This window comes from Streptomyces sp. NPDC091371, from assembly GCF_040684275.1.
Lineage (GTDB): Bacteria > Actinomycetota > Actinomycetes > Streptomycetales > Streptomycetaceae > Streptomyces.
Window position 1 is genome coordinate 269,025 of sequence record NZ_JBFBFP010000004.1, and the last position, 24,726, is coordinate 293,750.

Genomic DNA, 24,726 nt, shown 5'->3' on the forward strand with positions numbered 1-24,726 from the left:
CTCGGTTGGTCCGTACTATCGCTCCGTCAGGCCGAGTTGGCGGGCGGGAGCGCAGGATGCGGCACCGGGGGACTAGAAGGTGAGCTTCCAGGAGTCGATCTTGCCGGTGTCGGCGCTCGCGTTGTCGTTCACGCGGAGCTTCCAGGTGCCGTTGGCGACCTCGGAGGAGGCGTTGACGGTGTAGACCTGGTTGATGTTGTCGGTGCCGCCGCCGGAGCGGTTGTGCAGGGTGTAGACGCTGCCGTCCGGGGCGACCAGGTCGACCTTGAGGTCACCGATGTAGGTGTGCGCGATGTTCACGGCCACCTGGAGGCCGGCCGGGGCGTTGCCTGCGACACCGCTGACGGTGATCGAGCTCTCCACGGTGGCGTTGTCGACGATGGCGACGTCCATGGTGTTCTCGAAGCCCGAGGTGGGCGGGGTCGAGGTCACGGCGGTGACGGACGCGGCGGCGTCGGCGAGACCGGTGCCGCAGCCGCCGGTGCAGGTGCCGGCCAGCGGGCGGGCGTTGTCCTTGATCGCGGACTCGATCTGCGCCGGGGTGAGGGCGCTGTTCGCGGACTTCAGCAGGGCGGCGAGACCCGCGATGTGCGGGGCGGCCATGCTGGTGCCCTGGTAGGGCTTGTAGATCTCGGCGCCCGGGGTGGTGGTGCCCGCGTTCAGCGTGGAGAGGATGCCGTTCTCGGGGGTGGTGACGGTGCCGGGCGTGTCGGTGGCGCGGCGGGTCTCACCGCCCGGGGCGGAGACGTCGATGCTCGCGCCGTAGTTGGAGTAGAACGAGCGGTCGCCGGTCCGGTTGGTGGAGGCGACGTTGATCACGTTGCCGCAGCTGGCGGGCGAGAAGTTGGCCGCGTCCGAGTTGCTGTTGCCGGCCGCGACGACGACGGTCGTACCGCGGGCGACGGCGGCGTTGATGGCGTTCTGGTAGGTGGAGCTGCAGGCGCCGGAGCCGCCGAGGCTCATGTTGATGACCTTGGCCGGGTTGGCGTTGGCCGGGACGCCCGCGACGGTGCCGCCGGAGGCCCAGGTGATGGCGTCGACGATGTCCGACGTGGCGCCGCCGCACTTGCCGAGCACGCGGACGGGCTGGATCTTCGCGCCGTACGCGATGCCCGCGACACCCTTGGAGTTGTTCGTGGCGGCCGCGATGGTGCCGGCCACGTGGGTGCCGTGCCAGGAGGAGTCGCTGGCCTTGGAGCCGGTGCCGCACTCGCCGGCCGCGCTCCAGTCGCCCTGGTCGGCCGGGTTGCTGTCGCGGCCGTTGCCGTCACGGGCGGCGCTGGAGCTGGAGATGAAGTCGTAGCCCGCGACGACGTTGGCGGCGAGGTCCGAGTGGGCCACGTAGCCGGTGTCGATCACGGCGACGGTGACGCCGGAGCCGGTGGTCTTGTCCCAGGCCGCGGGAACGTTCATGCCGGCGGTGGGCTCGAAGAGGTCCCACTGCTTGGCGTACTCGGTGTCGTTCGGGTTGACGGCCAGGGCGTAGGCGCGGGAGTCCACCTCGACGTAGGCGACGTCCGGGTCGGCGCGGAACTGGGCCATCACGCTGGCCGCGTCGGCCGGGGCGACGGTGCCGCCGAGGTTGACGAGGGCGGCGCCGGTGCCGAGGCGACGGTCGAACTTCGCCTTCTTGCCGGCCTTCTTCCCCTTGGAGGTGGCGTCGGCGGCGGCCGCGGTGTTGGAACTCGCCTCGGAGGCCGAGGACTTGTATCCGACGATGAGGTTCTCCACCGGCGCGGTGCCGGCCGCGGCGGCCGGGGCCCCGGCGGGGGTCTCGATGGCCACGGAAGCGGTGGCGGAGCCGGCGAGCAGGGTGACGGAGACGGCCGCCACGGATATGAGCCTACGACGTCTGGATGCGTGCACTTTGTTCCCTTTCGCGGGCCGGTTCCGGACAAACCGGAGCGGCCGGTCGGTGCAGTGTGGGAGGTGAACCGGCGGCGCTGCGGGGCCGGGAGCGAGCTGGTCGAACTCGCCCCGGCCGCCACCGCGCGCCACGTCGCTCCGGCCTCGACGGCGGGGCAGGGCAACGGCGGTACCGGCGGACCACCAGGAGGTGCGGATTCACGCCATGTGGGGTTGGCGTGGGGTCCGACCGTCCTGGAGGAAGATCGCCGATGGGCAGACATTAGGCAACGCGGGAATGAACTGGATACGGGGAAAACCCTTGTCCGGCCCCCGGAGACCCCCTCGCCGGATACTAAGGGGGGTGTTCGGCGGGAGGTGCGGCGGGGTGCCCCGGCCGGACGTCCGGTCGAATTTCAGCCGGATTCGGCGAGCTTGCGGAAGTACGTCCAGCTGGTCTCGTTCGGCTCGGTCCACTTCTCCGGGGCCCGGGCGAACTCCGGCCCGTGGGCCGCGATGTACGCACGGGTGCGTTCGGGCACCTCGGCGTAGGAGGCGAGCTTGCGGCCCCGGCAGTGGAACGCGAGGCCGCCGGGCCGCGGGCCCTGTTCCATCCAGGGCAGCCAGGGGGACATCCGGGTCCAGGACATGGTGGCGGGCACGCTCGGCGCGTCGGTGGCGGTCACGGCGGCCGGCGCGAAGAACTGGAAGAGCTCCAGGGCCCGGTAGGTGTCGTCCGCGGAGTTCAGCGGGAATTCGGCGACCGGCAGCGGCGAAGGATAGGCGAGCGGGATCTCCAGGCTGAAGCAGACCTGCTCGCCGAGCTCGGTCAGGGGCACGGGGAATGGCCGCAGCCGCTGGTTCGCCGGGTCGTTCCAGACGTGGACGACCTTTTTGTCCTCCCAGGTCTCCAGGATCTCCCGGCTCACCGGGTCCAGGTAGAACGCGGCCTCCCGGGTGAGCAGTTGCCAGCCCCCGGTCTCCTCGTCGGGCAGGAGGCGGGCGACGTTGACCCCTTCGAACCCGAACAGCCGCCGGTACGGCTCCCCGGGGCCCCACGCGTGGACGTCACCGGACCACCAGAACGCGACCTCGGCGCCGTCGAGCGACGCGCGGGTGCGGGCGAAGGCATTCAGGAGCTGGGCAGGTGTCATGAGCCGTACTCTGCGCACCCGCCGGGCCTCCGGGCAAGAGCGCCTCGCGCCCCCGGCGGAACCGCGCCCGGCATGCGGATGCCAGGTTGACTGCGGTGGCGCCACCGGCAACCGTGACCGCCATGGGGAACGAACGCCGACTGCTCACGCTCGTCATCTGCCTGGTCCTGGGGGGCGGGCTGCTCGCCGCCGTCCTGGGGGCCTCGCGAGCGGCCGGCCCGCGGCCGGGGCACGGGTCCGCCGGGCCGGCGCCCTCCGACTACGTGGACATCGCGGACGTTTCACCCTCCACCGCTCCCGCTCCGGCCGCCGGGGCCGAGGGTTCGGCGGGGTCGGTGCTGGTGGAGTGCGGGCGCAACGAGGAGGGCCACTACAACGAGGACAACCTGGTGGTCTCCCCCGGCCTGCGGTCCGGCGCCCACCACACGCACGCGTACGTGGGCAACCTCTCGGCGGACGCGATGTCCACCGACGCCTCCCTGGACGCGGCCGCCACCAGCTGTACGGGCGGCGACCGGTCCACGTACTACTGGCCGGTCCTGCGCCGCACCGACCGGCCGGGCACCCTCGCGCACGAGACCGCGGCCGGGCACGGCAACGCCGGCGAGATCCTGCGGGAGGCCTCGGTCCGGGTGGAGTTCCGCGGCAACCCGGTGAGCAAGGTGGTGCCGATGCCGCGGTTCCTGCGCGCGATGACGGGCGACGCCGTGGCGTTCACCGCGGGCACCGACGCCGATGTCCGGGCCCGGTGGGGCTGTTCCGGCTCCCCGGACCGCTCCACCACCCGCTACCCGCGCTGCCCGGCCGGCGACCGCGTCACCCGCACCCTCGCCTTCCCGAGCTGCTGGAACGGCCTGGACACGGCCTCCGCCGGGCACCGCTCGCACCTGCTGTTCCCGGGGGCGGGCGGCGCCTGCCCCAGGGGCACCTTCCCCGTGCCCGAACTGCGGCTCACCCTCGCCTACGAGGTCCCCGCGGGCGCGCCGATCGCCCTCGACTCCTTCTCCGAACAGCGCCACAGCCCCCGCACGGACCACGCCATGTTCGTGAACGCGATGGCCGACGGCCGGATGGCCGGGGTCGTCGACTGCCTCAACACGGGCCGCGACTGCCGCCTTTGAGTGACGTACGTCACCTGAACCGGGTCCGTACGGGCGGCGTGTTCCGAGCGCACGACCGAAGCGAGGAAGACGGAGAGGGTGAGATGGCCGGACCACTGTGGCCCCGCACTCGGCGGGGCTCGACCGACGAGGCATTGATCAAGTCGGTGTACGAGGAGCACGGCCACGCCCTGCTCGCGTACGCCACCCGGCTGACCGGGGACCGGGCAGCCGCCGAGGACGTGGTCCAGGAGACGCTCATCCGGGCCTGGCGGCACTCCGAGGTCCTGGTCAACGGAAAGGGTTCGGTGCGCGGCTGGCTGCTCACGGTGGCCCGCAACATCATCACCGACCGGTACCGGGCCAAGGCCGCCCGGCCGCCGGAGGTCTCCGGCGTCTCGGCCACTCCCCCGGTGGAGGCGGACCACGCCGAGTCCGTGGTGGATACCATGACCGTCCTCGGCGCCCTCGACCGGCTGTCCCCGGAACACCGGGACGTGCTGACGGCGTTGTACTACGGGCAGCTGAGCGTCGCGGAGGCCGCCGACAGCCTCGGCATCCCGGCCGGTACGGTCAAATCGCGTTCGCACTACGCGCTCAAGGCCCTGCGCGAGCTCTTCACCGACGGCGGCGGAGGCAGGGAGAACGGTTTCAGAGACGGCAAACGATCGGGCAGGCCGCCCCAGCAGCCCGCCGGACTGCGTGAGGTGGTGGCATGAACCGGCAGCTGCACGAGGAGGAACTGCTCGGCCCGTACGTCCTCGGCGTGCTGGACGAGGAGGAGGTCCGCCGGGTCGAGGAGCACCTGAGCGGATGCGCGGGGTGCCGGGAGGAAGTGGCCGCGTTGCGGGAGATGGAGGCGGCGCTCGGCGAGGTGCCCGAGGAGGCGTTCCTGGACGGACCCCCGCAGGGCGGGGACCTGCTGCTCCAGCGGACCCTGCGGCAGATGCGCGGCGAGCTGGAGGGCCGGCGGCGCCGGCGCACGGGGCTCGCGGCCCTGGCCGCGGCGGCCTCGCTGGCCGCCGTGTTCTGGGCCGGTACGCAGCTCGGCTCCGGTGACGAAGGCGCTGTCGCCGTGCCCCCGCTGCCGTCCCCGACGGTGACGGCGGCTCCTCCGGCGACGCAGGTGCCCGGGACCAGGGTGGCCTCCGCGACAGATCCGGTCTCCGGGGCGCGGATCACCGTACAGATGACCCCGGCCGCGAAGTGGGTGAGGCTCAACGCGGCGGTCACGGGCGTGCCGGCGGGCGAGCGGTGCCGGCTGGTCGTGGTCGCCAAGGACGGCACGCGCACCACCGCCGGAGGCTGGGTCGTGGGCAGCGCTTCGAGCGGCGAGGGCAAGGGCGCGTCGCTGGACGGCTCGGCGGCCGTGGACCCGTCGGCCGTCAAGGAGATCCTCGTGGAGAACGAGGCGGGCCGCGCGTTCGTGTCCGTACCGGTCTGACGGGCCCTGCGGGGCGGGCCCGGTGGAGCGGGCGTGACGGAGCCCGGGAGCATATCCAGCTCCCGGGCTCCTGTGTGCCACCCAATTGCGCACACCGGCACGTTTAAGAGTCGCGGATCATTCTTAGATCGATGTGTTCTGCCTTTGAACTACCGCGCCACGAGGAGAGGCGCAGAGGGGACTTGAACCCCCATCCATCGATGATCGTCCACGCTCGGTCGATCCGGCGTTCGGCGGCGAATACTGAGACTGGAGCGAGAATCTGAGATTCATGGGGCCGCCTCTACCGGCTTGGGCCACCCCGGCTCGTCAATGCCGGGGGAGGGATTCGAACCCCCAACTGACACCCCTGTTTCAGCTTCAACATCAGTTTCAGCTTGCGCTCTCGCGCACCCCCCGCAGACATACGGGGGGAGTCTTCGGGGCTACCTGAACAGGTAGCCGAACACCGCGTCGCCGACCCGCTGGTCGGTGACCTCGGTGCTGTTGGCCTCCTCGCGGGCGAACTTCACGGCCTGCTGGAGCTTCTCCACGCGGTCGAGCAGCTCGTTGACGCGGCGGGCCGGGAGTGCGCCGGAGAACTTCACGGTCGTCCAGTAGCCGACCGGAATGTCCTCGTAGTAGACCTCGACCTGAGCCGGGTGCTTCTCGGTGGCCTCGGCCTTGACGTGGTTGCGCGGCACCTTCTTGGTGCGGACGGTGCGCACCGGGTCCGTCTTCCAGGAGTCCGAGGACGGGTCCAGGTTCCAGGATTCGGAGGCGTCCAGCACCGGCAGCTTGCGCACGAAGGTGTGCAGATCGGTGAGCTGCTTCTCGAGGAAGAGCAGGTACGGGACCGGCACTTGCGGCAGCAGGACGTTCCCGTCCACGACCACGTCGGCGGCCGCGCTGCGGTTCGCCCAGTCCTTGGTCGCCGTCACGTCGAACAGCCGCGTCAGCGTTCCCGCGGTGGCGCGCAGCACGTCCTCCGCCTTGATCTGCACCCGGGTGGACTCGGGCGGCAGCTGCTCGCCCTCCTCGTCCTTGGGCTGGTACGTCCGCGAGATGCCGGCCAGCAGGGCGGGCTTCTGCACGTCGTGGTGAGCCTGGGTGAGCTCCGAGAGGGACTTGGACTTGACGCCCTTTTCGACGGCGATGATCTGATTCAGCTTCGGCACGCGCTCAACGTAGCAGCCGATCGTCCGATGATTCACCGGGATTTCGGCCGGATCCGTGGGCGGGGCGTGCGGACCGGCGGTGCGGCACCCGGGCAGGCCTGGACCGATCATCACATTGCGGTTCATGACATCCTGTGGCCTCACAACTCGCCGGACGGGATCGGCGGACGTCCGCGGAATATGGGGAAGGTCCATGAGGCTCTGCTTCCTGGTGGAGGAGCACTACCGCCATGACGGCATGCCGAACGAGGTGATCCGGCAGCTGACCGCCTGGGGGCACCGGGTCGACGTGGTGCGGCCGGGCGGATCGCTGCTGCGCATGAGCGAGGTGGTCGACGCGGGCGCGCACGACGCCTGGGTGCTGAAGACGGTCTCCGGCGGGCCCGGGCTGACCCTCCTCGAAGCCGCCGCCGCGGCCGGGATGACCACGGTCAACGACGCCCGCGCGATCCGCGGCGTACGGGACAAGGCGCTGGCCGCCGCCATCGGGCGCGGGCAGGGACTCCCACTGCCGACCACGTACGCGGTGGCCGGCCCCGAGCTGCTGCGGGAGATACCGGCGGCGGAGTACCCCCTCGTCGTCAAGCCCGCCGACGGCAGCTCGGGGCGGGGCGTGCACCTGGTGTCCTCGCCGCGGCGGCTGGAGGAGCTGCTCCCCGTACTCGCGGGCGAGGGCATGCTCATCGCGCAGCCGTACGTGCCCAACCGCGGTACGGACATCAAGGTGTACGGGGTCGGCGGCGAGCTGTTCGCGACCGAACGCTGCTCCCCGCTGCATCCCGACGCCTCGGTACGGGAGCGGCGCGTGCCGCTGTCGGCGGAGGTCGCGGAGATCGCGGCGCGGGTGGGGGCGGTGTACGGGCTCGACCTGTACGGGGTGGACGTGCTGCTGGGTCCGGACGGGCCGGTGGTGGTCGACGTGAACGACTTCCCGAGCTTCCGGCAGGTGCCGGAGGCGGCCGCGCGGGTGGCCGGGGCGGTGCTGGATCTGGCGCGGGCGGGCACGGCCGGGCGGCCGGCACCCGCTCAGGTCCTGCCGTGCACCCTGCCCGTGTCGATCCCGGTACAGGCGACGTCGACGCAGGCCCCGCCGGCTCAGGCCCCGCCGGCTCAGGCCCCGTCGGCTCAGCTCCCGACGGCTCAGGTCCCGACGGCGCCGGTCTCCGCCCGGGCGGGGGACGGCGCGTGAGGGTCGGCCTGATCACCCCGGAGCCCGGGCATCCGCTGCTCGCGGCCGCCACCGCCCTGCTGGAGCCGGAGCACACCGTCGAGGTGCTCGACCCGGCGGCGCCGGACGGGGCGCCGACCCGCCCCGCCGACGTCTACCTGCTGAAGTCGCGCACCGAGCGGGCACTGCGGCTCGCGCGCGAACTGGAGGCCCGCGGCGCGGCCGTGGTCAACTCCGCCGCGGCCACCGCGCGGTGCCAGGACCGGACCCTGATGGCGGAGCTCGCCCTGGCGGCGGGTCTGCCCTTCGCCGCCACCCGCACCCACGACTCCCTCGCGGCATGGGCGTCCGGCGCCGCGCTCGCCTCCCCCGTGGTGGTCAAGAGCCGGAGCAGCCGCCGGGGCGACCTGGTCGCCCGGGTGGACGATGACGGCGGGCTGCGGCAGTTGGCACAGGCCTGGCCGCACGAGCCGGTCGTGGTGCAGGAGTTCGCCCCCAACAGCGGCTGGGACCACAAGCTCTGGGCGATCGGGGACCAGGTCTTCTGCGCGCTGCGCCGTTCCGAGCTCTCCCCCGAGGGCCGGGGGCCCACTCGCTCGCTGCCCCTGGACGAACTGCCCGTCGGCTGGGCCGATCTGGTGCGCGAGACGGGCGCGGTGTTCGCGCTGGAGGTCTACGGCGTGGACATCATCGACCTCGGCGACGGGAAGCCGCTGATCGTGGACGTCAACGCCTTCCCCGGAATCCGCGGCCAGGCCGGCGCCCCCGAGGCCCTGGCGGCGCTCGCGCTGCGGCGCGCGACCGGGCGGACCGGCCGGACCCGGCGGACCCGCGCCACCCGCTAGGGGGTGTCGCGGCCCCGGCGGGCGGCGGGATCGGTGAGGATCGGGGCATGGGCGTCGTCCTGCCGGTCTTCTTCGCCGTGTTCGCGGCGTTCTCCAACGCGCTCGCCACCGTCCTGCAGCGCCGGGCCGCGCTCACCGTGCCGCAGAGCGACGGCTTCCGGTTCGGCCTGATCCTGGACCTGTTGCGGCGGCCGCTGTGGATCGGCGGGATCCTCGCGGTCATCGCGGCCGGGGTCGGCCAGGCCCTGGCGCTGGCGACCGGCGCACTGGCCCTCGTACAGCCCCTGTTCGTGCTGGAGCTGCCGCTCGCGCTGCTGATCGCGTCGCTGCTGGGGCACCAACGGCTGCCGGGGGCGCTGTGGCTGGCCGTGGCGGTGCTGGTGGCCGGGCTCGGGGTCGCGATGGCGGCGGCCTCGCCCGAGGGGAACCGTACGGACGTCCCGTTCGACCGGTGGATCCTGGCCCTGGCGGCGTGTGCGGCGGCCGTCGCCGCGCCGGCCGTGACCGGCCTGCGCCGCCCGCCGGGCCGGGCGCGGGCGGGCTGCCTCGGCGCGGCCACCGCCGTCTGCTACGCGCTCACGGCGGCCCTGATGAAGTCCGCCGTGCACGTGCTCGACGAGGGCGGTCTCGGCGCGTTCCTGACCTCCTGGGAGACGTACGCGTTCGGCGCGACCGGGATCTGCGCGCTGCTGCTGCTCGAACATGCCATGCAGGGCGGCCCGCTGGTCGCCTCCCAGCCGGCCCTGACCCTCGGCGACGCGAGCGTGAGCGTCGCGCTGGGCGTGCTGCTCTACGAGGAGCACCTGCGCTCGGACTGGTGGCTGCTCCCCCAGCTGCTGGGCGTGGGCCTGATCTGCGCGGGAGTGCTGGCCGTGGCCCGGGCGGGCGAAGGCGCGCCGTGATGCCCCGGCGGCTTGCAGTCCGTCTTCGAGTGCGTGATCGCGACCGTGTTCACCGCGTGGACGCCTGCGTTTGCGCGAACAGCGCGTCGACGAAGGTGCGCAGCCCCTGGGGGTAGATGTCCCGTGCCGCCAGGCCGGCCCATCGGACGCCGATGGCGGCCAGGTGGGGCACCTGGGACGGGTCCAGGTCGTCGCGCTCGGCGAAGGGCTTGCCCTGGGCCTGCCGACGGGCGGATTGGGCGCGGACCAGGACCTCGCCGACGGTGAAGTACCAGATGCTGCGGAAGACGTCGACGCTCTGCTCGGGCGTGCATCCGTGGTCGTCGGCCCCGGCCACGATGGCTTCGACCATCCACATCGCCGACTCGTCGAGGAGGCCGACGAACCCGTCGGCCGCGAGGACCTCCGCGGCCCAGGGCCAGGCCGCGAGGGCGTCGTGCATGGCGGTGGCGGCGGCGACGACGCGCTCCCGCGGGTCATCGGGCAGCGGGGGGCGCCCGCTCTGCGCGACGTGCTGGTTGAGCAGGAGGAGCAGCAGGTCGTCCTTGTTCCGGATGTGGTGGTACAGGGTCGTCGCTCCGATGCCGAGCTCGGCGGCCAGGCGCCGGATCGTCAGCTTCTCCCAGCCGTCCTGGTCGATGAGCCGACGGGCGGCCACCAGGATCTGCGCGCGGGAGGTCACGGGGGGCCGGCCGGTGCGGCCGTGCGGTGCGGGCGCTCGGGACATCGTCCCATCATGCCGCCCCGCCGCCCCAGCCGTGAAACGGGTCCGGATCAGCCTTCCGTGTTCACACCGGCCCACCCCGTGCTACTTTCGGAACATGTTCGGAAAGTCGTTGGGCAACACCTGGAACGGAGTTCGTGATGACGAATAGGTCGGGGGCCCGGCCAGGGCTCACGCTCGCAGCAGTGGCCGTCGTGCAGTTCATGGTGTCGCTGGACCTGTCGGTCGTGAACGTCGGACTCCCCCAGATCGCCGCCGGCCTCGGCTTCAGTGCGGTGGGCCTGACCTGGGTGATCCACGCGTACGCCCTCACCTTCGGCGGGCTGCTCCTGCTCGGCGGCAAGGCCGCCGACCGGTACGGCCGAAAGCGGGTCCTGCTGCTGGGTCTCGGCCTGTTCGGCGTCGCCTCGTTACTCGGCGGACTCGCCCAGGAGCCCGGCCAGCTCGTCGCCGCCCGCGCCGCGCAGGGCGTCGGGGCCGCCGCGCTGGCTCCGGCGGCACTGTCGCTGCTGACCACGACGTTCCCCACCGGCAAGGCCCGCGTCCGGGCCTTCGGAGTGTGGAGCGCGATGAACGCCGCCGGGGGCGCCTTCGGCGTCCTGATGGGCGGCGTCCTCACCGAGTACGCGAGCTGGCGCTGGGTGATGTTCGTGAACGTACCGATGGCCGCCGCCGCGCTGGCCATGGTCCGGCGGGGTGTCGCCGCCGGACCGCCGTCCGCGCGCAGCGGCCGCCCGGACGTCCTCGGTGCCGTCCTGGCGACCGCGGGCATGACCCTGCTGGTGTTCGGGGTCGTCCGGACCGACCGGTACGCGTGGACCTCGCCGGTCACCCTGACAACCCTGGCGGTCGCCGCCGCGCTGCTCGCCGCCTTCATCCACGTGGAGCGGACCACGGCCCGCGAACCGCTCGTCCGGCTCGGCCTGTTCGCCAACCGTGCGGTCATCGGTGCGAACGCCTACATCTTCCTGGTCGGCGCGGCCATGACCTCGACCTTCTACTTCCTGTCCCTCTACATCCAGCACGTGCTCGGGAACGGGCCGGCGCGGACCGGGGCCATGTTCCTGCCGTTCGCCCTCGGAGTGGTCGTCGGCTCTGTGATCGCCGTCAAACTCGGCTACCGTCTCGCTCCCCGCACCCTCCTGGTGGCCGGCGGGCTCCTGACCGCGACCGGGCTCGCCTGGTTCGGCCTGATCAGCCCCGAGGGAACATTCGCCACCGACGTGCTCGGGCCCTCGGTCCTGACCAGCGTCGGCTTCGGCCTCTGCCTCGCACCGCTCGTCGCCACCGCCACCGCCGGCGTCGCACCGCACGAGACCGGCACCGCCTCGGGCCTGCTCAACAGCTCACGCCAGATCGGCGCCGCACTCGGACTTGCCGCGCTCGGCACGGCGGCCCACGACCGCACCGGCCGGACCACCACACCCGAGACCCTCTCCGACGGTTACGCCCTCGGGCTGACGCTCAGCGCCACGCTCCTGCTCGCCGCGGTCCTCGTCGCACTCGCCGTACTGCGCCGGACCGGCCCTCCGTCACCGGGCGAGCGGGCCGAAGACCGGGACCTGGTCCCCGCCCGGGACTGAGCGGACGGTCGGCCGTCGGCCCACCACGGGCACGGCCGCGACGACATCGACGAAAACGGGAGAACGATGACCACCACCGGCCTCGCCGAGGCGAGGGAGCAGTCCGCGCCACCTCCGGACGCCGGTCCCGCGACCGGACAGCACACCGCAGGACGGAGCATCGCGGGGCTGCTGCGCCCCCATGCCCGGAGTTTCGCCGCCGTGGTGGCCCTGCAGGTGATCGGCGCCCTCGCGGGTCTGGCACCGCTGCTGGCGGTCGTCGAACTCGGGCGCACCCTGCCCGCGCCCGGACCGGTCGACCACGGTCACGTCCGGAACGTCGTGATCGCGGGCGCCGTCGGCCTGTTCGTCCGGCTGCTGTTCACGGCCGCGTCGTCCGGCATCGGGCACATCCTCGACGGCCGGGTCCAGCTGGCGTTCCGGCGGCAACTGGCCGAGCGGCTGGGGGGCGTGCCGATCGGCTGGTTCTCCCGGCGCCGGACCGGGGAGCTGGCCAAGGTGGTGGGTGAGGACGTCGGTGCCGTGCACCCGTTCATCGCCCACACCCCCGGCGAGCTCGTCTCCGCGTTCGTGGTTCCGCTGGTGTCCCTGGTCTACCTCTTCACCATCGACTGGCGGCTCACCCTGATCACGCTGGTCCCGGTGGTGCTGGCCGTGGCCCTGGTCCCCCTGATGATGACCCCGACCCGGCTGCGCGAGCAGGAGGAGTTCGACGCGGCCATGGGACGGATCTCGAGTTCCGTCGTCGAGTTCGTGCAGGGCATCCCGGTGGTCAAGGCGTACGGCGGAGCCGGGCGGGCCCACGGCGCGTTCCTCACGGCCGCGGACGAGTTCGTCGGCACGTTCCACCGCTGGGTGCACGGGCTCTCCAGGATCGCCGCGGGGATGCAGCTCGTACTGGCGCCGCCGTTCGTGCTGCTCGTCGTACTGACCGGCGGTACGGCCCTGATCGTGAACGGCGGCCTGGCCCCGGCCGACCTGCTGCCCTTCCTGCTGCTCGGGCTGGGCCTGACCGCCCCGGTGGCGGCCCTCGGCCACGGCTTCGACGAGATGCAGGCCGCGCGACGCGCGGTCGGCCGGATCCGCGACGTGCTGGACGTGCGGTCGCTGCCGGAGCCGGCGCACCCGCTCGCACCACAGGGCCACCGGGTGGAGCTGCGCGGCGTCCGGTTCGCCTACGAAGCCGGCCGCGAGGTGCTGCGCGGCATCGACCTCGTGCTGGAGCCGGGGACGGTCACCGCGCTCGTCGGGCCGTCGGGGAGCGGAAAGTCCACTCTGGTCCAGCTGTTGCCGCGGTTCTTCGACCCGACCGCCGGTTCGGTCCTCCTCGGCGGTGTCGACCTGCGCGAACTCGGCAGCCGGGAGCTCTACCGGAAGGTCTCCTTCGTCTTCCAGGACGTCAGGCTGCTGCGCGCTTCGATCACCGACAACATCGCGCTGGCCGTCCCGCACGCCGACCTCGACGACGTGGTGCGCGCCGCCCGGCTGGCGAACATCCACGACCGGATCCTCGAACTGCCCCGCGGATACGAGTCGGTGATCGGCGAGGACGCCGGCCTGTCGGGCGGCGAGGCGCAGCGGATCTCCCTCGCACGCGCGCTGCTCGCCGACACGCCCGTCCTCGTGCTCGACGAGGCGACCGCCTTCGCCGACCCGCAGACCGAGCGCGCGGTGCGCCAGGCCCTGGCGACGCTGGCGCCCGACCGGACGATCCTCGTCATCGCCCACCGCCTGGAGACGGTCGCCGATGCCGACACCGTCGTGATGCTGGAGGACGGGGCGGTCACCGAGCGCGGCAAGCCCGCCGAACTGCTGGCCCAGAACGGGAAGTTCGCCGCGTTCTGGCAATCCCACCGAGGAGACGAGTCCCGATGATCCGCATGCTGCTGCGTGTGCTGGGGCGCGAGTACGCCCGGCCGCTGCGCCGCACCGTCGCCCTGATGGTGACGACCGCGATGGCCGAGGGGCTGTCGTACGCCCTGCTGGTGCCGGTGCTGCGGGCACTGCTCGGGGGCACTCCCGAAGACGCCTGGCCCTGGCTGCTCGCGTTCGGGGGCGCGATCGCGGTCTACGCGGCGCTGCGCTACATCAGCGACCTGTCGGGCTTCCGGGTCGGGGCCTCGCTGTTGCGCGGCCTGTACCACCGGCTCGGCGCACACCTGGCGCGGCTGCCCATCGGCTGGTACGAGGCGGGCCGCGTCGGGGAGGTGTCCGTCCTCGCCGGCCGGGGCGTCCTCCAGGCGATGGGCACGATCGCGCACCTGCTGGCACCCTTCGTCTCCGCCGTCGTGACTCCCCTCACGATCGTCGCCGTGATGCTCGCCTTCAACTGGCAGATGGGACTGGCCGCGTTGGCCGCCGTACCGGTCGTGGCGGCCATCCAGATCCGGACGGGACGCACGATGGCGGCGGACGACGCCGAGCGCGCCGCACGCGACCAGGAGGCCACCGGGCGGGTCATCGAGTACGTCCAGCTGCAGCCGGTCCTGCGGGCGGGCGGCCGGTCCGCGGAGCGCTTCCGCCTGCTGGACGACTCGCTCGCGGACGTCGAGCGCGCCTCCCGCCGTTCCACGCTGTCGTCGCTGCCCGGCGCGCTGGGCCTGACGCTCACGGTGCAGGCCGTGTTCACCGTCCTGCTGGCCCTGGGCGCCTACCTCGCGCTCGGCGGGGAGACCGGTGTGGCAGAGGTCCTCACGATCCTCGTCCTCGCCGCCCGCAGCGCGGATCCGCTGCTGTCGCTGTCGGACATCGGCGGCCGGCTCCGGGGCGCGCGGAGCGTACTGGCGGGCCTCGACGCGGTCCTGCGCGCCGAGCCGCTGCCCGAAGCCGCCGAACCGGTCCGGCCGGAGCGCCACGACCTGGAGTTCGAGTCCGTCTCGTTCCGGCACGGCGACCGCACCGTGGTCGACGGCGTGACGCTGTCGGTTCCGCAGGGGCAGCGGCTCGCCGTCGTCGGACCGTCGGGTGCGGGCAAGAGCACCCTGCTGCACCTGCTCGCCCGGTTGTACGACGTGGACGCGGGCGCGGTGCGCGTGGGCGGCGTGGACGTGCGCGCGATCGACCCCGAGGTGCTGATGTCGCGGATCGCCATCGTCTTCCAGAACGTCTACCTCTTCGACGGCACGATCGAGGAGAACGTCCGTATCGGCCGTCCCGGCGCGGACGATGCCGAGGTGCGGGCGGCAGCCGCCGCGGCGCGGCTGGACGAGGTGATCGAGCGGCTGCCCGACGGGTGGGCGACGAACGTCGGCGAGGGCGGCGCACGGCTGTCGGGAGGTGAGCGCCAGCGCGTCTCGATCGCGCGGGCGCTGCTGAAGGACGCGCCGATCGTGCTGCTGGACGAGGTGACCTCCGCACTGGACCCCGTGAACGAGACGGCGGTCCACGAGGGCGTCGAACGCCTGATGGCGGGCCGGACGGTGGTGATGGTGGCGCACCGGATGCGGACCGTCCGGCGCGCGGACCGCGTCGTCTTCCTGGACGGCGGCCGGATCGCCGAGGAAGGCGGCCACGACGAGCTGGTGCGCCGCGGTGGCCGCTACGCCGGCTTCTGGAACCTCTCCCTGACGTGAGGGCGCCGGCCTGCGGAGGGCCGCTGATAATCGCTTGCCCGTTCGCGCCGGCCGTGGATGCAATGCTGCGATCCGGCAACCCGCCCGCACCACCTCGTCACACAGGAGACGCCAGCACATGAGCACGACACCATCTCCGGCCGGTGCGCATCGGACTGACGGATCATCCGTCAGGATCGGCGCCCTCGTTCCGCTGTCCCGGCCCGGCTGGGTCGAGGCGGGCCGGCACGTGCTCGCCGGTCTCGAGCTGGCCGTTCACGAGGTCAACGACGCCGGGGGGATCGACGGAAGGCCGCTCGAGCTGGTGGTCCGGGACACGGCGGCCGATCCGCGGCAGGCCGAGGCGGCCGTGGAGGAACTGGACCGCCTGGGCGTGGCTGCCGTGGCGGGCGAGTACCACAGTGTCGTCGCCCGGGCCGCGGCCGCCCGGGCCGACGCCCTCGGCCTGCCGTTCCTCTGCTCGTCGGCTGTTCTCGACGCGCTCACCGAACGGCCGACCGAATGGGTCGCGCGCCTCGCTCCGGCGCAGTCCCACGGCTGGCGGATCTACGCGGACTTCCTCCTCGGCGCAGGCCACAGCCGCATCGCCGTCGCTGCCGAACCGAGCGTGTACTGGGCTTCGGGGGCCGGGATCCTGCGGGACCACCTCACTCCACGCGGCGGCACCGTCATCGAACTCGATGCGCGCGCCCTCTCCCCCGCGGCCTTATGCGACGCGCTCGTCGAGCAGCGCGCGACGGCCCTCCTCCTGCTGGTCGGCACCCCTGAGCCGGCCGTGCCGATCGTCCAGGCCGTCCGGCGCGACCAGCGCCTCGCCGAGGTCCTGATCGGCGCTCCTGCCGGGCAACCGGAGTTCGCCGGATGGGCGAGGTCGCTGGGCGACGAGGGGTCCGCGATCCCGTTCCTGCGCTACCTGCCCGAGCGGCTCGGCCCGCTCGGTGTCCGGGTCGGCGCGGCCCTGCGCGAGCGGCTGGCCGAACCGCCGTCCTTCGTGGCCTTCGAGGGCTACGACACGATCGCCGTACTCGCCGAAGTGCTGCGTTCCCACGGCGACGCGGACCGCGCAGGCATCGCCGCCTCCTGGCCGCGCGTCGCGGTCGAAGGCACCCGGGGGCAGATCCGGTTCTCGCGCACGCCGGGCATCGGCGTGTGGCAGTGGGCGTGGACACCGGTGCAGGTCGTCGACCGGGATCCCGCGGCACCCGGCCGCTTCCGGGTCCTGCACGCCGGCTGAGGGGCCGGGCGGGACTCACGGGGGCCCATGGCGGTGGCGCCGCAGGCGCGGACCGGCGTGGAGGTCAGGCGGCGGGGATGCGCACGCGGACGGACTTCCCGAACTCGCCGGCGGTGACGGTGATCCGACCGCCCAGCTCGGCGGTCAGCAGCTCCACGATCACCAGTCCTCGCCCGTCCTCGGCCTCCGGGTCCATCGGCTCGCGAGGAGACGGCAGCCGCGGCAGCGCGGCACCCTGGTCGGCGACCTCCAGGCGGAGCCAGCCCCCGGCCGAGCTCAGGCCGACCCGCATGCGGCCGACGCCCACGTGCCGGACGACGTTGCCGACGAGCTCGCTCACCGCCAGCAGCAGGGCGTCGGCCGCCCCGAGGGGGACGCACCAGCCCTCGAGGATGGCGCGCACGCGGGCCCTGACCTGCGGAACGTTCTCGGCAACGGGGTCGACGACCCACTGGACGAAGCTGCGGGCCGCCTGGGGTGCGGGGATCGCGGAGCTGCGGGTGATGGTGTGCATGTCGTACTCCCGGGGAGGGCCGGCGCCGCAGCCGCTGAGCTACTCGTGTAACTGGTAGAGGCCTCTGATCGCCTCGGGGCTTGTGGTCAGCGGAAACACGTCGCTAGAGTCCTTGATTACACGTGTAACACGTTACGCCTCCCCCGGTGGCTCGCGCAAGCATTCCGGACAAACGCCGCGAAGCCTGCTCCCGCCCCGCCGGGCTCCACTCCGCCTTGGAAGGGCCGCAATGACGCAATCTCCTCCGGCCGGGTTCGACATCGCCGACATGACCTGGCCGCCCCCGCCGTTCCAGTCCCCCGTGCCGCCCGTCACGGGCGCGGACGGGGTACGGCGCTTCGACGGGATCACGTACGCGACCACGCCCGGCTACCGCCCCCGGCTGCTCGACGTACAGGTGCCCGCCGGTGAGGGGCCGTTCCCCGCCGTCGTCTGGATCCACGGCGGCGGCTGGCTGGAGGGCGACCGCCGCTACCCGCCGCCGACCGTGCCCGCCCCGCTGCTGCACGGGGCGGTGCTGGCGGCCGGGCTCGCGCTGGTCTCCATCGACTACCGGCACAGCCTCGAAGCCCCCTTCCCCGCGCAGCTGCACGACGTGAAGGCCGCGATCCGCTACGTCCGCCGGTTCGCCGGGGACCTCGGCATCGACCCGGACCGCATCGGGGTCTGGGGCGAGTCGGCGGGCGGCCACCTGGCCGCGCTGGCCGGGCTCGTCGGGCCCGGCAGCCCGGACGGCCCGGCGCTGGAGGGCGCGCACGGCGTCGGCTCCGGCGAGACCGGGGTGCTGGCCGTCGTCGACTGGTACGGCGTCTCCGACCTCGTGGCCCTGTCGGCGCACCCCATGCCGGCGATGCCGTCCGGGGCCGAGTTCCCCGACCCGTACGAGGCCCTGCTGGGCGCCGCCGCGTCCGACCCCGGGTTCGCGGCGCTGGCGCGGGCCGCGAGCCCGGTGACGTACGCGGAGGGCTCGAACCCGCCGCCGTTCCTGCTGGTGCACGGGACCCGGGACGGCCTGGTCCCCTACAGCCAGAGCGAATCCCTCGCCGGGGCGCTGACGCGCGCCGGGGGCGAGGTCACGCTGCGGCCCGTGGACGGCGCCGACCACATCTTCCTCGGCTCCCCGGACATCGTCGCGATCGTCGACGAGGGCGTGGCCTTCCTGGCCGGGCACCTCGGCACACGGGCCTGAGGCCGACCCGGCCGCACGTCGGGGGGCGCGGCTCGGCCGCACCCCCCGACGCCCTCGCCCCGTCGCACCGCACGGCTCCGCTCCCCGCACCCACCACTCACCGCACACACGGCCGCGGTCACTCCCCCGGCCGCGAGAGGCAGTTCATGTCCGGCAATACCGCCACCGCCCCCTCCGCCAGACCCGGCAGCCGCGATACGGCACGCGGTCCAGGCGTGCTCCTCCTGGCCCTCGTACTCCTGGGAACCGCTGGACTGGCGGCGCTCGTCGTCCGCCCGGACGTCGCCGAACCGCCGTTCCAGGGCCTGGACGACCGCTGGCTGGCCTGGATGGGCGGCCCGCACGAGGGGCTGTACGCGGCGGTCGCCTCGGCCCTGAACTGGTTCGGCGGCCCTGTCGGCGCCCTCGTACCGCTGGCCCTCCTGATCCTGCTGCTGGTACGCGGGCGGTGGGTGTCGGCCGGCTTCCTGCTCGCCGTGTACCTGGGCGGGAACCTGCTCGTGGTGCAGGCGCTGAAGCACCTGGTGGACCGTCCCCGCCCGGCGAACCCGCTGGTCCGCGTCGACCACGGCTCCTTCCCGTCGGGGCACGCGGCCACGGCGGCGCTGCTGGTCGTGGCCGTCGGAGTCCTGCTGGTCCCGGCGGCCCGACGGCGGGCGTGGTGGCTCGGGGGCGCGGCCTTCACGCTGGCGATGATGTGGAGCCGCACCTGGCTGCACGCCCACTGGCTCACCGACACCGTGGCCGGAGCGGCCGCCGGCGCGGGGGCTGGGCTGCTGGCGTGGTGGATCTTCCAGCCGGCGCTGGCCCGGGAAGGCGTACGTACGCACGGCCGCCGGGGGGCGGCCGAGCGGGCACGGGTGGGCCGGGACGGCTGAACGGGAGCGGGGCCGCTCGGCTGCGCCAATGTGTTGATCTTTCCGGTGGCGGTCTCAAGCCGCGGAATCCGCGGACCGATGGAGGCGGGGAAAGCCCGACCTTTCGTTCGGGGCGCCACCCGGTCGGTTCTTCGAGGAGCAGCGCATGTGTCCTGAATACTGGACGAAGTCCACTCTCGGCCCGCTCCCCCGAAGCCGAAGATGGATCGCGGGCGGGGCCATGGCCTCGCTGGCCCTGGTCCTGGTGGGGATGGCGAGCCCTGCGGTGGCCGTGGCGCAGGGCTTCGAAAGGTCGGCCCGCAGGAGCGCGGTGGTCCCCTCGGGCCGGGACGACGACTGCCGCCCCCACCGCCCCCACCCGCTCGCTGCCCCTGACCTGGCGGAAGCGGCTCTGCGGGGCGACCACGACCCCTGCGCGCACGGCGCCACCGGGCCGGCGGGCCCGCGCGGCGCGACGGGGGCCACGGGCCCGACCGGCGCCACGGGACCCACCGGCCCGACCGGCCCGACAGCGGCGGGCGTAACCGGCGCAACCGGCCCGACCGGTGCAACGGGCGCCACTGGCGCTACCGGCCCCACGGGCCCGACCGGCGGCACGGGCACAGCCGGTGCGGCGGGCCCCGCCGGTGCCACGGGTGCGGCGGGCCCCGCCGGTGCCACGGGTGCGGCGGGCCCCGCTGGTGCCACGGGTGCGGCGGGCCCCGCTGGTGCCACGGGTGCGGCGGGCCCCGCTGGTGCCACGGGTGCGACCGGGACCCCAGGCGCGACGGGTGCAACGGGCACCACGGGCCAGAACGGCGCAACAGGAGCGACCGGCCTGGCCGGCGCGACCGGGGCCACCGGAAACGACGGCGCCGCAGGCCCCACCGGGACCCCCGGAATCAACGGAAACGACGGCGCCGCAGGTGCAACGGGCGCCACCGGCAACGACGGCGCAACCGGACCCACCGGCCCTACGGGCGACACAGGCGCAACCGGCGCGACCGGCGGCACGGGCACCCCCGGCGCAACCGGACCCACAGGCCCGACCGGGGCCACGGGCGAGACCGGAGCAACCGGCAACACCGGCCAGACCGGAGCAACCGGCAACACGGGGGCCACCGGAAACGACGGCGCAACCGGAGCCACGGGCCCGACCGGCCCGACCGGAACCCCCGGGATCAACGGAACCGACGGCGCCACTGGCGACACAGGTGCGACGGGCGCAACCGGTGACACCGGCCAGACCGGCGCGACCGGAGCCACCGGAGCCACCGGAGCCACCGGCAACACTGGCCAGACCGGCGCAACAGGCGCCACCGGCACCCCCGGAAACGACGGTGCAACCGGAGCCACAGGCCCGACCGGGGCAACCGGAGCCACGGGCCCGACCGGCACCACCGGTGCAGCGGGCGCGACAGGTGCCACAGGCGGGACGGGCGGGGCCGGCGCGACCGGCGCAACCGGCGCAACCGGCGCCACCGGCACCGTCACGACCCATGAAGAGCTCGGCCCGCTCGCCGCCGCGACGCCGAACGGCGGTACGGGGACGAGCAGAGCCGTCTGCCCGGCCAACGAGAAGGCGGTCTCCGGCGGTTACGCCCTGCCTCCCGGGGTCTTCCCGCTCATGTCCGATCAGGAGACCACCAACACCCCCGGCGACACCTGGCGCGTCCAGTTCCAGAACACCAACAACGGTGGTGGCAACCAATCGGGGCGCGCCATCGCGAACTGCTCACCCTGATGGCGTGACCGCACCAGCGCGGGTCCTGGGGTAGCCAGGGCCCGCAGCGGCCCGCCCCCCGTCAGGAGGTCTGGCGGTGGACCAGGACAGATTCCACGTCCGGTACCGGCGGGGCCGTGCCGGTCTCGATCAGGGCGTGGACCGTGTCCGCGATCAGCGCCGCCGACGGCAGGTCGAGGCGGATCGTGGTGAGCGGAGGCTCCTGGAGGGTGGAGAGGACCAGGTCGTCGGAGCCGACGACGGCGACCTCGTCCGGTACGGCGATGCCCTCGGCCCGCAGCGCGTGCAGCAGCAGCGCCGCGTACTCGTCGTTGTAGGCGAACACCGCGTCCAGGCCCAGGCTCGGCCAGCGCCGGGCGAGGGCGGTCGCGGACTCCCGCGTGTAGGCCAGGTCGAGCGGCGTGACGGTGGCCATGTGCCGGGCGGCCACGGATTCGGCCCCTGCCAGGCGGGGCTGGGCCAGGGTGCCGAGGCCGCGCTCCTGGGGCATGACCACGCCGATCCCGGTCCGGCCGCGGGCGATGAGGTGCTCGGCCGCCGTGGCCCCGATGCGGGCGTGGTCGAAGCCGACGCTGTGCACCCCCTCGACGGGATGGGACGCGAAGGCCAGCAGGCCGCGGACCCCGGCGCGGGTCAGGAGTTCGGCCGCCTGGGCGCTGAAGCGGTCGCCGTCGAGCGCGACGACGGCCGCCGGGCGCAGCTCCGCCCAGGCGCGCGCGGCGTCGAGCGGGTCGGCGAAGCGGCCCGCGTGGAGTACCGCCGTGTAGCCGTGCCGGTCGAGTTCGCTGTGCAGGTCGTCGACCCAGTCGCTGACCAGGCGGCCGATCGCGGAGATCGACGCGGGCATCAGGACGAGGTTGCTGCGGCCGGCCCGCAGGGACCGGGCGGCGGCGTGCGGTACGTAGCCGAGCTGCTTGGCGGCGTCGAGAACCCGGGCCCGGGTGCTCGCGCTGACCCGGTGGCCCTGGGTGTCGTTGAGGACGAAGGAGACGGTGGCCCGGGACACTCCGGCAAGGCGGGCCACGTCCGCGCTGGTGATGGACGCGGGGACCTGAGTGGCTTTGGTCATGACGTCCCTCGACGCTCCTCGTGCCGTTCGTACCTTCCTCCCTCAGGTTACACGAGTTAGGAAGGCGCGGCCGGGGCTACGCGGACGGGCTCCCGGGCCCGTACAGGAGGCGGGAGGCGCCGGCGAGGTCGCCGAGGGCCGTCACGACCGAGTCGAAGCGCATCGTGGTCCGGTTCTCCGTGTCGTACGGGTCCCACGCCGGCATGCCCGGATGGTTGGGGTCGCCGGTGCGGGCGAAGGCGATCCAGGCCCGGTGCATGGTGTGCGCGAGGCCGTCGCGGACGGCGGGAGCGAGCCCGGCCAGGAAGGGTGCGTGCGACCACTGGTCGAAGTTGTCGAAGACGAAGGGGAGTTCGAGGCAGTGCGCGGCGCCGAGCCGGCCCTCGTGCGCGGGGGTCGGGAGGTCGAACTGGTAGGCGCGGACCGGTCGGCCCGCCTCGGCCCTGGCCTCGGCCAGGCGGACGGAGGGGACGCGGAACAGCTCGTCGGTGATGAGGTCCATGAGGACGTCGGCCGGGCGGGCCCCGGGGCGGGCCCGCTCGTAGGCCGCGTACACCTCGGCCGCCGCCGGCCCCCCGAAGGTCTCCGCGATCCGGTCCGTGACTTGGTCGCGGGTGGCGCCGGCGTACCCCTCGTCGAGGGCGAAGCCGAAGTTGGCCTCCTCTCGCGTCCACCCGATCACGACCTCGATGCCGGCCGCCTCGGCTCGCAGGAGGGCCTCGGCCGGGTGCTGGTGCAGGGTGATCCCGTCGATCACGGGCAGGAAGGGGGTCGGCCAGTACCCCCACCGCATGGTCCGCGCGAAGAGTCCGGCGCCCGCGCCGATGAGGGCCTGCCAGGGCAGGGAGCGCAGTTCGTGCACGTCCTTGGCTCCGGCCGACTCCAGGTAGACGGCGGTGCGTTCGAGGGCGGCGTCGGGGCCGGGGAGGTCCAGCCCGAAGGGCGGGCTCTGCAGGATCACCCGCCGGACCAGCCCCCGCGCCTGCGGGTGTCCGGCGAGGGCGGCGGTGGACACCGCGCCGCCGGACTGGCCGGCGACCGTGATGTGGTCCGGGTCGCCGCCGAAGGAGGCGATGTTCTCCTTCACCCAGCGCAGGGCGGCCAGCTGGTCGGTGAGCCAGTAGTTGCCGCCCTCGTCGGAAGCGTCGCCGTCCTGCCGGCCGAAGTAGAGGTAACCGAGGGGCCCGATGCGGTAGTTGACGCTCACGACGACGAGGTCGCCGTCGCGGGCGAAGGTGGCGCCGGAGTAGCCGGGCAGTGAGCCCGAGCCGGAGACGAAGCCGCCGCCGTGGATCCAGACGAGCACGGGCCGCCGGGCCCCGTCGGGGGCGGGCGTCCAGATGTTGAGGGTCAGGCAGTCCTCGTCGAAGGGCGGCGATCCGTGCCCGCCGAGCACCGGGTCGCCCTCCTCCTGGTACATCTGCGGGGCGCTCGGGCCGTCGGCGGTGGCGTCCCGCACTCCGCTCCAGCCGGGGTGGGGCCGCGCGGGCCGCCAGCGCAGGTCACCGACCGGCGGTTCGGCGTAGGGCACGGCCCGGAAGACGGTGAGGCCGTCCTCGATCACCCCGCGGAGACGGCCTGCGGGCGGGTCCACCACCGTCCGGCCGCGATCCGGGGCAGAGCTGGAGAACGGCTGCGTGGAGCCGTCCGGGGAGTGGGACATGAGCCGGTCCTTCCTGGCCGCGCAACGGATGCGCCGCGACACCTTCGAGATTATTGCGCAATTTTCGCGACCGTCAACACTTCGCCATATCGATCGGGCTCACAGCCAGAGGCTGTCCGCGGCCATGCGCCGCGCCTCTGTCTCCAGCATCGGCGCGAACACCCGCCACAGCACCAGACAGACCCCCGCGCCGAGCAGGGCGCCGGCGAAGGTGTCGCTCAGCCACTGGGCGTGCAGCCAGGTCCGGCTCGCCATCATGGCGAGGACGTACGTACCACCGACCGGCCACCACCAGCGCCGGGCGCGCGGCGGGAACACCACCACGGCGACGACGATCACGAGCGTGATCGCGCTGAACACCTGCCCGGACGGGTACGAGCCGTCGTTGACCAGCACCGCCGGGTACGGCGGGCGCGGGCGGTCGGCGAGCGCTTTGAGGGGCAGGACCACCAGCACGTTGGCGACGACGGCCGCGGCGAAGACGAACAGCCCCGAGCGCCAGCGGCCGTAGACGCAGAGGCAGCCGATCAGCGCGAGCGGCAGGACCAGGCCGAACGGGCCGCCGAGCCGGTCGAGGACCAGGACGAATCCGTCGGCCGGGCCCTTCGCCGAGGCCGCCCAGCCGTCGTCGAGCCCCTGGAAGAAGGGGCGTCCGCCCAGCGTGAGCAGCAGGGCGACCGCGAACGGGACGAGCAGCAGACCCACCCCGAAGGCGAGCGCGTGGCGCGGCGGGGCAGCCGGAAGGTGATGGCGCGCGGACGGCGCGGGCGACGGCACACGGGCCGGTACGGAGGGGGAAGCGGGCGGCATGACGGGCCTTTCACGAGCGCGGCCCCAGGCGGTGGGGCCGGGGCGGCGGGGCCGCGGGGAGCGGGACAGCGGGGAGCGGGACAGCGGGGAGCGGGACACCACGAGGCGGGACAGCGGGGCCGGGGCCACGGGAAGCGGGGGACGGGACAGTG

At 73.6% G+C, this 24,726-nt stretch carries 20 protein-coding genes; 12 read left to right on the forward strand and 8 right to left on the reverse strand.

Annotation, left to right across the window (positions count from 1 at the left end; translation table 11 throughout):
- Window positions 1-72: 72 nt before the first annotated feature.
- Both AB0O21_RS08105 and AB0O21_RS08110 read right to left on the reverse strand, forming a co-directional pair.
- A complete protein-coding gene (locus AB0O21_RS08105; protein WP_365167674.1) occupies window positions 73-1,833 on the reverse strand; it encodes a S8 family serine peptidase in 1,761 nt (586 codons plus the stop codon).
- Window positions 1,834-2,261: 428 nt separating this feature from the next.
- Window positions 2,262-2,999: a DUF1838 family protein gene (locus tag AB0O21_RS08110; RefSeq protein ID WP_365167676.1), complete on the reverse strand. Its 738-nt coding sequence runs from the start codon at window positions 2,997-2,999 to the stop codon at window positions 2,262-2,264.
- Between the two features lie 122 nt (window positions 3,000-3,121).
- On the opposite strand from AB0O21_RS08110, the gene AB0O21_RS08115 reads away from it, so the two are divergent.
- The 3 genes from AB0O21_RS08115 (at window position 3,122) to AB0O21_RS08125 (ending at window position 5,543) form a co-directional block, all read left to right on the forward strand.
- Window positions 3,122-4,120: a DUF1996 domain-containing protein gene (locus AB0O21_RS08115; protein ID WP_365167678.1), complete on the forward strand. Its 999-nt coding sequence runs from the start codon at window positions 3,122-3,124 to the stop codon at window positions 4,118-4,120.
- Window positions 4,121-4,203: 83 nt separating this feature from the next.
- On the forward strand, window positions 4,204-4,818 hold the full coding sequence (locus AB0O21_RS08120) for a sigma-70 family RNA polymerase sigma factor (protein ID WP_365167680.1): 615 nt from the start codon (window positions 4,204-4,206) through the stop codon (window positions 4,816-4,818).
- Entirely contained in the window at window positions 4,815-5,543 is a 729-nt protein-coding gene (locus AB0O21_RS08125) for a zf-HC2 domain-containing protein (RefSeq protein ID WP_365167683.1), read from the forward strand. Before AB0O21_RS08120 ends, AB0O21_RS08125 begins: the two co-directional genes overlap by 4 nt.
- A gap of 425 nt (window positions 5,544-5,968) precedes the next feature.
- Here AB0O21_RS08125 and AB0O21_RS08130 read toward each other — a convergent pair whose 3' ends face one another.
- Entirely contained in the window at window positions 5,969-6,700 is a 732-nt protein-coding gene (locus AB0O21_RS08130) for a hypothetical protein (RefSeq protein ID WP_365167685.1), read from the reverse strand.
- 193 nt (window positions 6,701-6,893) lie between these two features.
- On the opposite strand from AB0O21_RS08130, the gene AB0O21_RS08135 reads away from it, so the two are divergent.
- Genes AB0O21_RS08135 through AB0O21_RS08145 form a run of 3 tightly spaced genes read left to right on the forward strand, consistent with a single transcriptional unit; the run spans window position 6,894 to window position 9,615 of the window.
- Complete coding sequence (locus tag AB0O21_RS08135; protein WP_365167688.1) at window positions 6,894-7,889, forward strand: hypothetical protein; 996 nt, start codon at window positions 6,894-6,896, stop codon at window positions 7,887-7,889.
- On the forward strand, window positions 7,886-8,713 hold the full coding sequence (locus AB0O21_RS08140; protein ID WP_365167690.1) for an alpha-L-glutamate ligase: 828 nt from the start codon (window positions 7,886-7,888) through the stop codon (window positions 8,711-8,713). Before AB0O21_RS08135 ends, AB0O21_RS08140 begins: the two co-directional genes overlap by 4 nt.
- A 47-nt stretch (window positions 8,714-8,760) precedes the next feature.
- Window positions 8,761-9,615, forward strand: a complete 855-nt coding sequence (locus AB0O21_RS08145) for a DMT family transporter (RefSeq protein ID WP_365167692.1) — start codon at window positions 8,761-8,763, stop codon at window positions 9,613-9,615.
- A 49-nt stretch (window positions 9,616-9,664) separates the two neighbouring features.
- On the opposite strand, the gene AB0O21_RS08150 is transcribed toward AB0O21_RS08145, so the two are convergent.
- Window positions 9,665-10,342 carry a TetR/AcrR family transcriptional regulator gene (locus tag AB0O21_RS08150; protein ID WP_365167694.1) on the reverse strand — a complete coding sequence of 226 codons (678 nt, stop codon included), beginning with the start codon at window positions 10,340-10,342 and terminating at the stop codon, window positions 9,665-9,667.
- Between the two features lie 137 nt (window positions 10,343-10,479).
- Here AB0O21_RS08150 and AB0O21_RS08155 point away from each other — a divergent pair, with 137 nt between their 5' ends.
- The 4 genes from AB0O21_RS08155 (at window position 10,480) to AB0O21_RS08170 (ending at window position 16,728) form a co-directional block, all read left to right on the forward strand.
- Complete coding sequence (locus tag AB0O21_RS08155) at window positions 10,480-11,922, forward strand: MFS transporter (RefSeq protein ID WP_365167696.1); 1,443 nt, start codon at window positions 10,480-10,482, stop codon at window positions 11,920-11,922.
- Window positions 11,923-11,988: 66 nt separating this feature from the next.
- Complete coding sequence (locus tag AB0O21_RS08160; RefSeq protein WP_365167698.1) at window positions 11,989-13,797, forward strand: ABC transporter ATP-binding protein; 1,809 nt, start codon at window positions 11,989-11,991, stop codon at window positions 13,795-13,797.
- Window positions 13,794-15,494, forward strand: coding sequence for an ABC transporter ATP-binding protein (locus AB0O21_RS08165; RefSeq protein WP_365167701.1), 1,701 nt, complete (start codon window positions 13,794-13,796; stop codon window positions 15,492-15,494). Before AB0O21_RS08160 ends, AB0O21_RS08165 begins: the two co-directional genes overlap by 4 nt.
- A gap of 118 nt (window positions 15,495-15,612) precedes the next feature.
- Entirely contained in the window at window positions 15,613-16,728 is a 1,116-nt protein-coding gene (locus AB0O21_RS08170) for an ABC transporter substrate-binding protein (RefSeq protein WP_365167704.1), read from the forward strand.
- A gap of 64 nt (window positions 16,729-16,792) precedes the next feature.
- On the opposite strand, the gene AB0O21_RS08175 is transcribed toward AB0O21_RS08170, so the two are convergent.
- Window positions 16,793-17,242: an ATP-binding protein gene (locus AB0O21_RS08175; protein WP_365167706.1), complete on the reverse strand. Its 450-nt coding sequence runs from the start codon at window positions 17,240-17,242 to the stop codon at window positions 16,793-16,795.
- 229 nt (window positions 17,243-17,471) lie between these two features.
- On the opposite strand from AB0O21_RS08175, the gene AB0O21_RS08180 reads away from it, so the two are divergent.
- Both AB0O21_RS08180 and AB0O21_RS08185 read left to right on the forward strand, forming a co-directional pair.
- Window positions 17,472-18,431, forward strand: coding sequence for an alpha/beta hydrolase (locus AB0O21_RS08180; RefSeq protein WP_365167708.1), 960 nt, complete (start codon window positions 17,472-17,474; stop codon window positions 18,429-18,431).
- Between the two features lie 146 nt (window positions 18,432-18,577).
- Complete coding sequence (locus AB0O21_RS08185; protein ID WP_365167710.1) at window positions 18,578-19,309, forward strand: phosphatase PAP2 family protein; 732 nt, start codon at window positions 18,578-18,580, stop codon at window positions 19,307-19,309.
- 1,784 nt (window positions 19,310-21,093) lie between these two features.
- Here AB0O21_RS08185 and AB0O21_RS08190 read toward each other — a convergent pair.
- The 3 genes from AB0O21_RS08190 to AB0O21_RS08200 form a co-directional block, all read right to left on the reverse strand.
- The gene (locus tag AB0O21_RS08190; RefSeq protein WP_365167712.1) at window positions 21,094-22,101 is read right to left on the reverse strand and encodes a LacI family DNA-binding transcriptional regulator; all 1,008 of its coding nucleotides are present in this window, start codon (window positions 22,099-22,101) and stop codon (window positions 21,094-21,096) included.
- A gap of 76 nt (window positions 22,102-22,177) precedes the next feature.
- The gene (locus tag AB0O21_RS08195; protein WP_365167714.1) at window positions 22,178-23,764 is read right to left on the reverse strand and encodes a carboxylesterase family protein; all 1,587 of its coding nucleotides are present in this window, start codon (window positions 23,762-23,764) and stop codon (window positions 22,178-22,180) included.
- Window positions 23,765-23,863: 99 nt separating this feature from the next.
- Window positions 23,864-24,574 carry a phosphatase PAP2 family protein gene (locus AB0O21_RS08200; RefSeq protein ID WP_365167717.1) on the reverse strand — a complete coding sequence of 237 codons (711 nt, stop codon included), beginning with the start codon at window positions 24,572-24,574 and terminating at the stop codon, window positions 23,864-23,866.
- Window positions 24,575-24,726 lie beyond the last annotated feature (152 nt).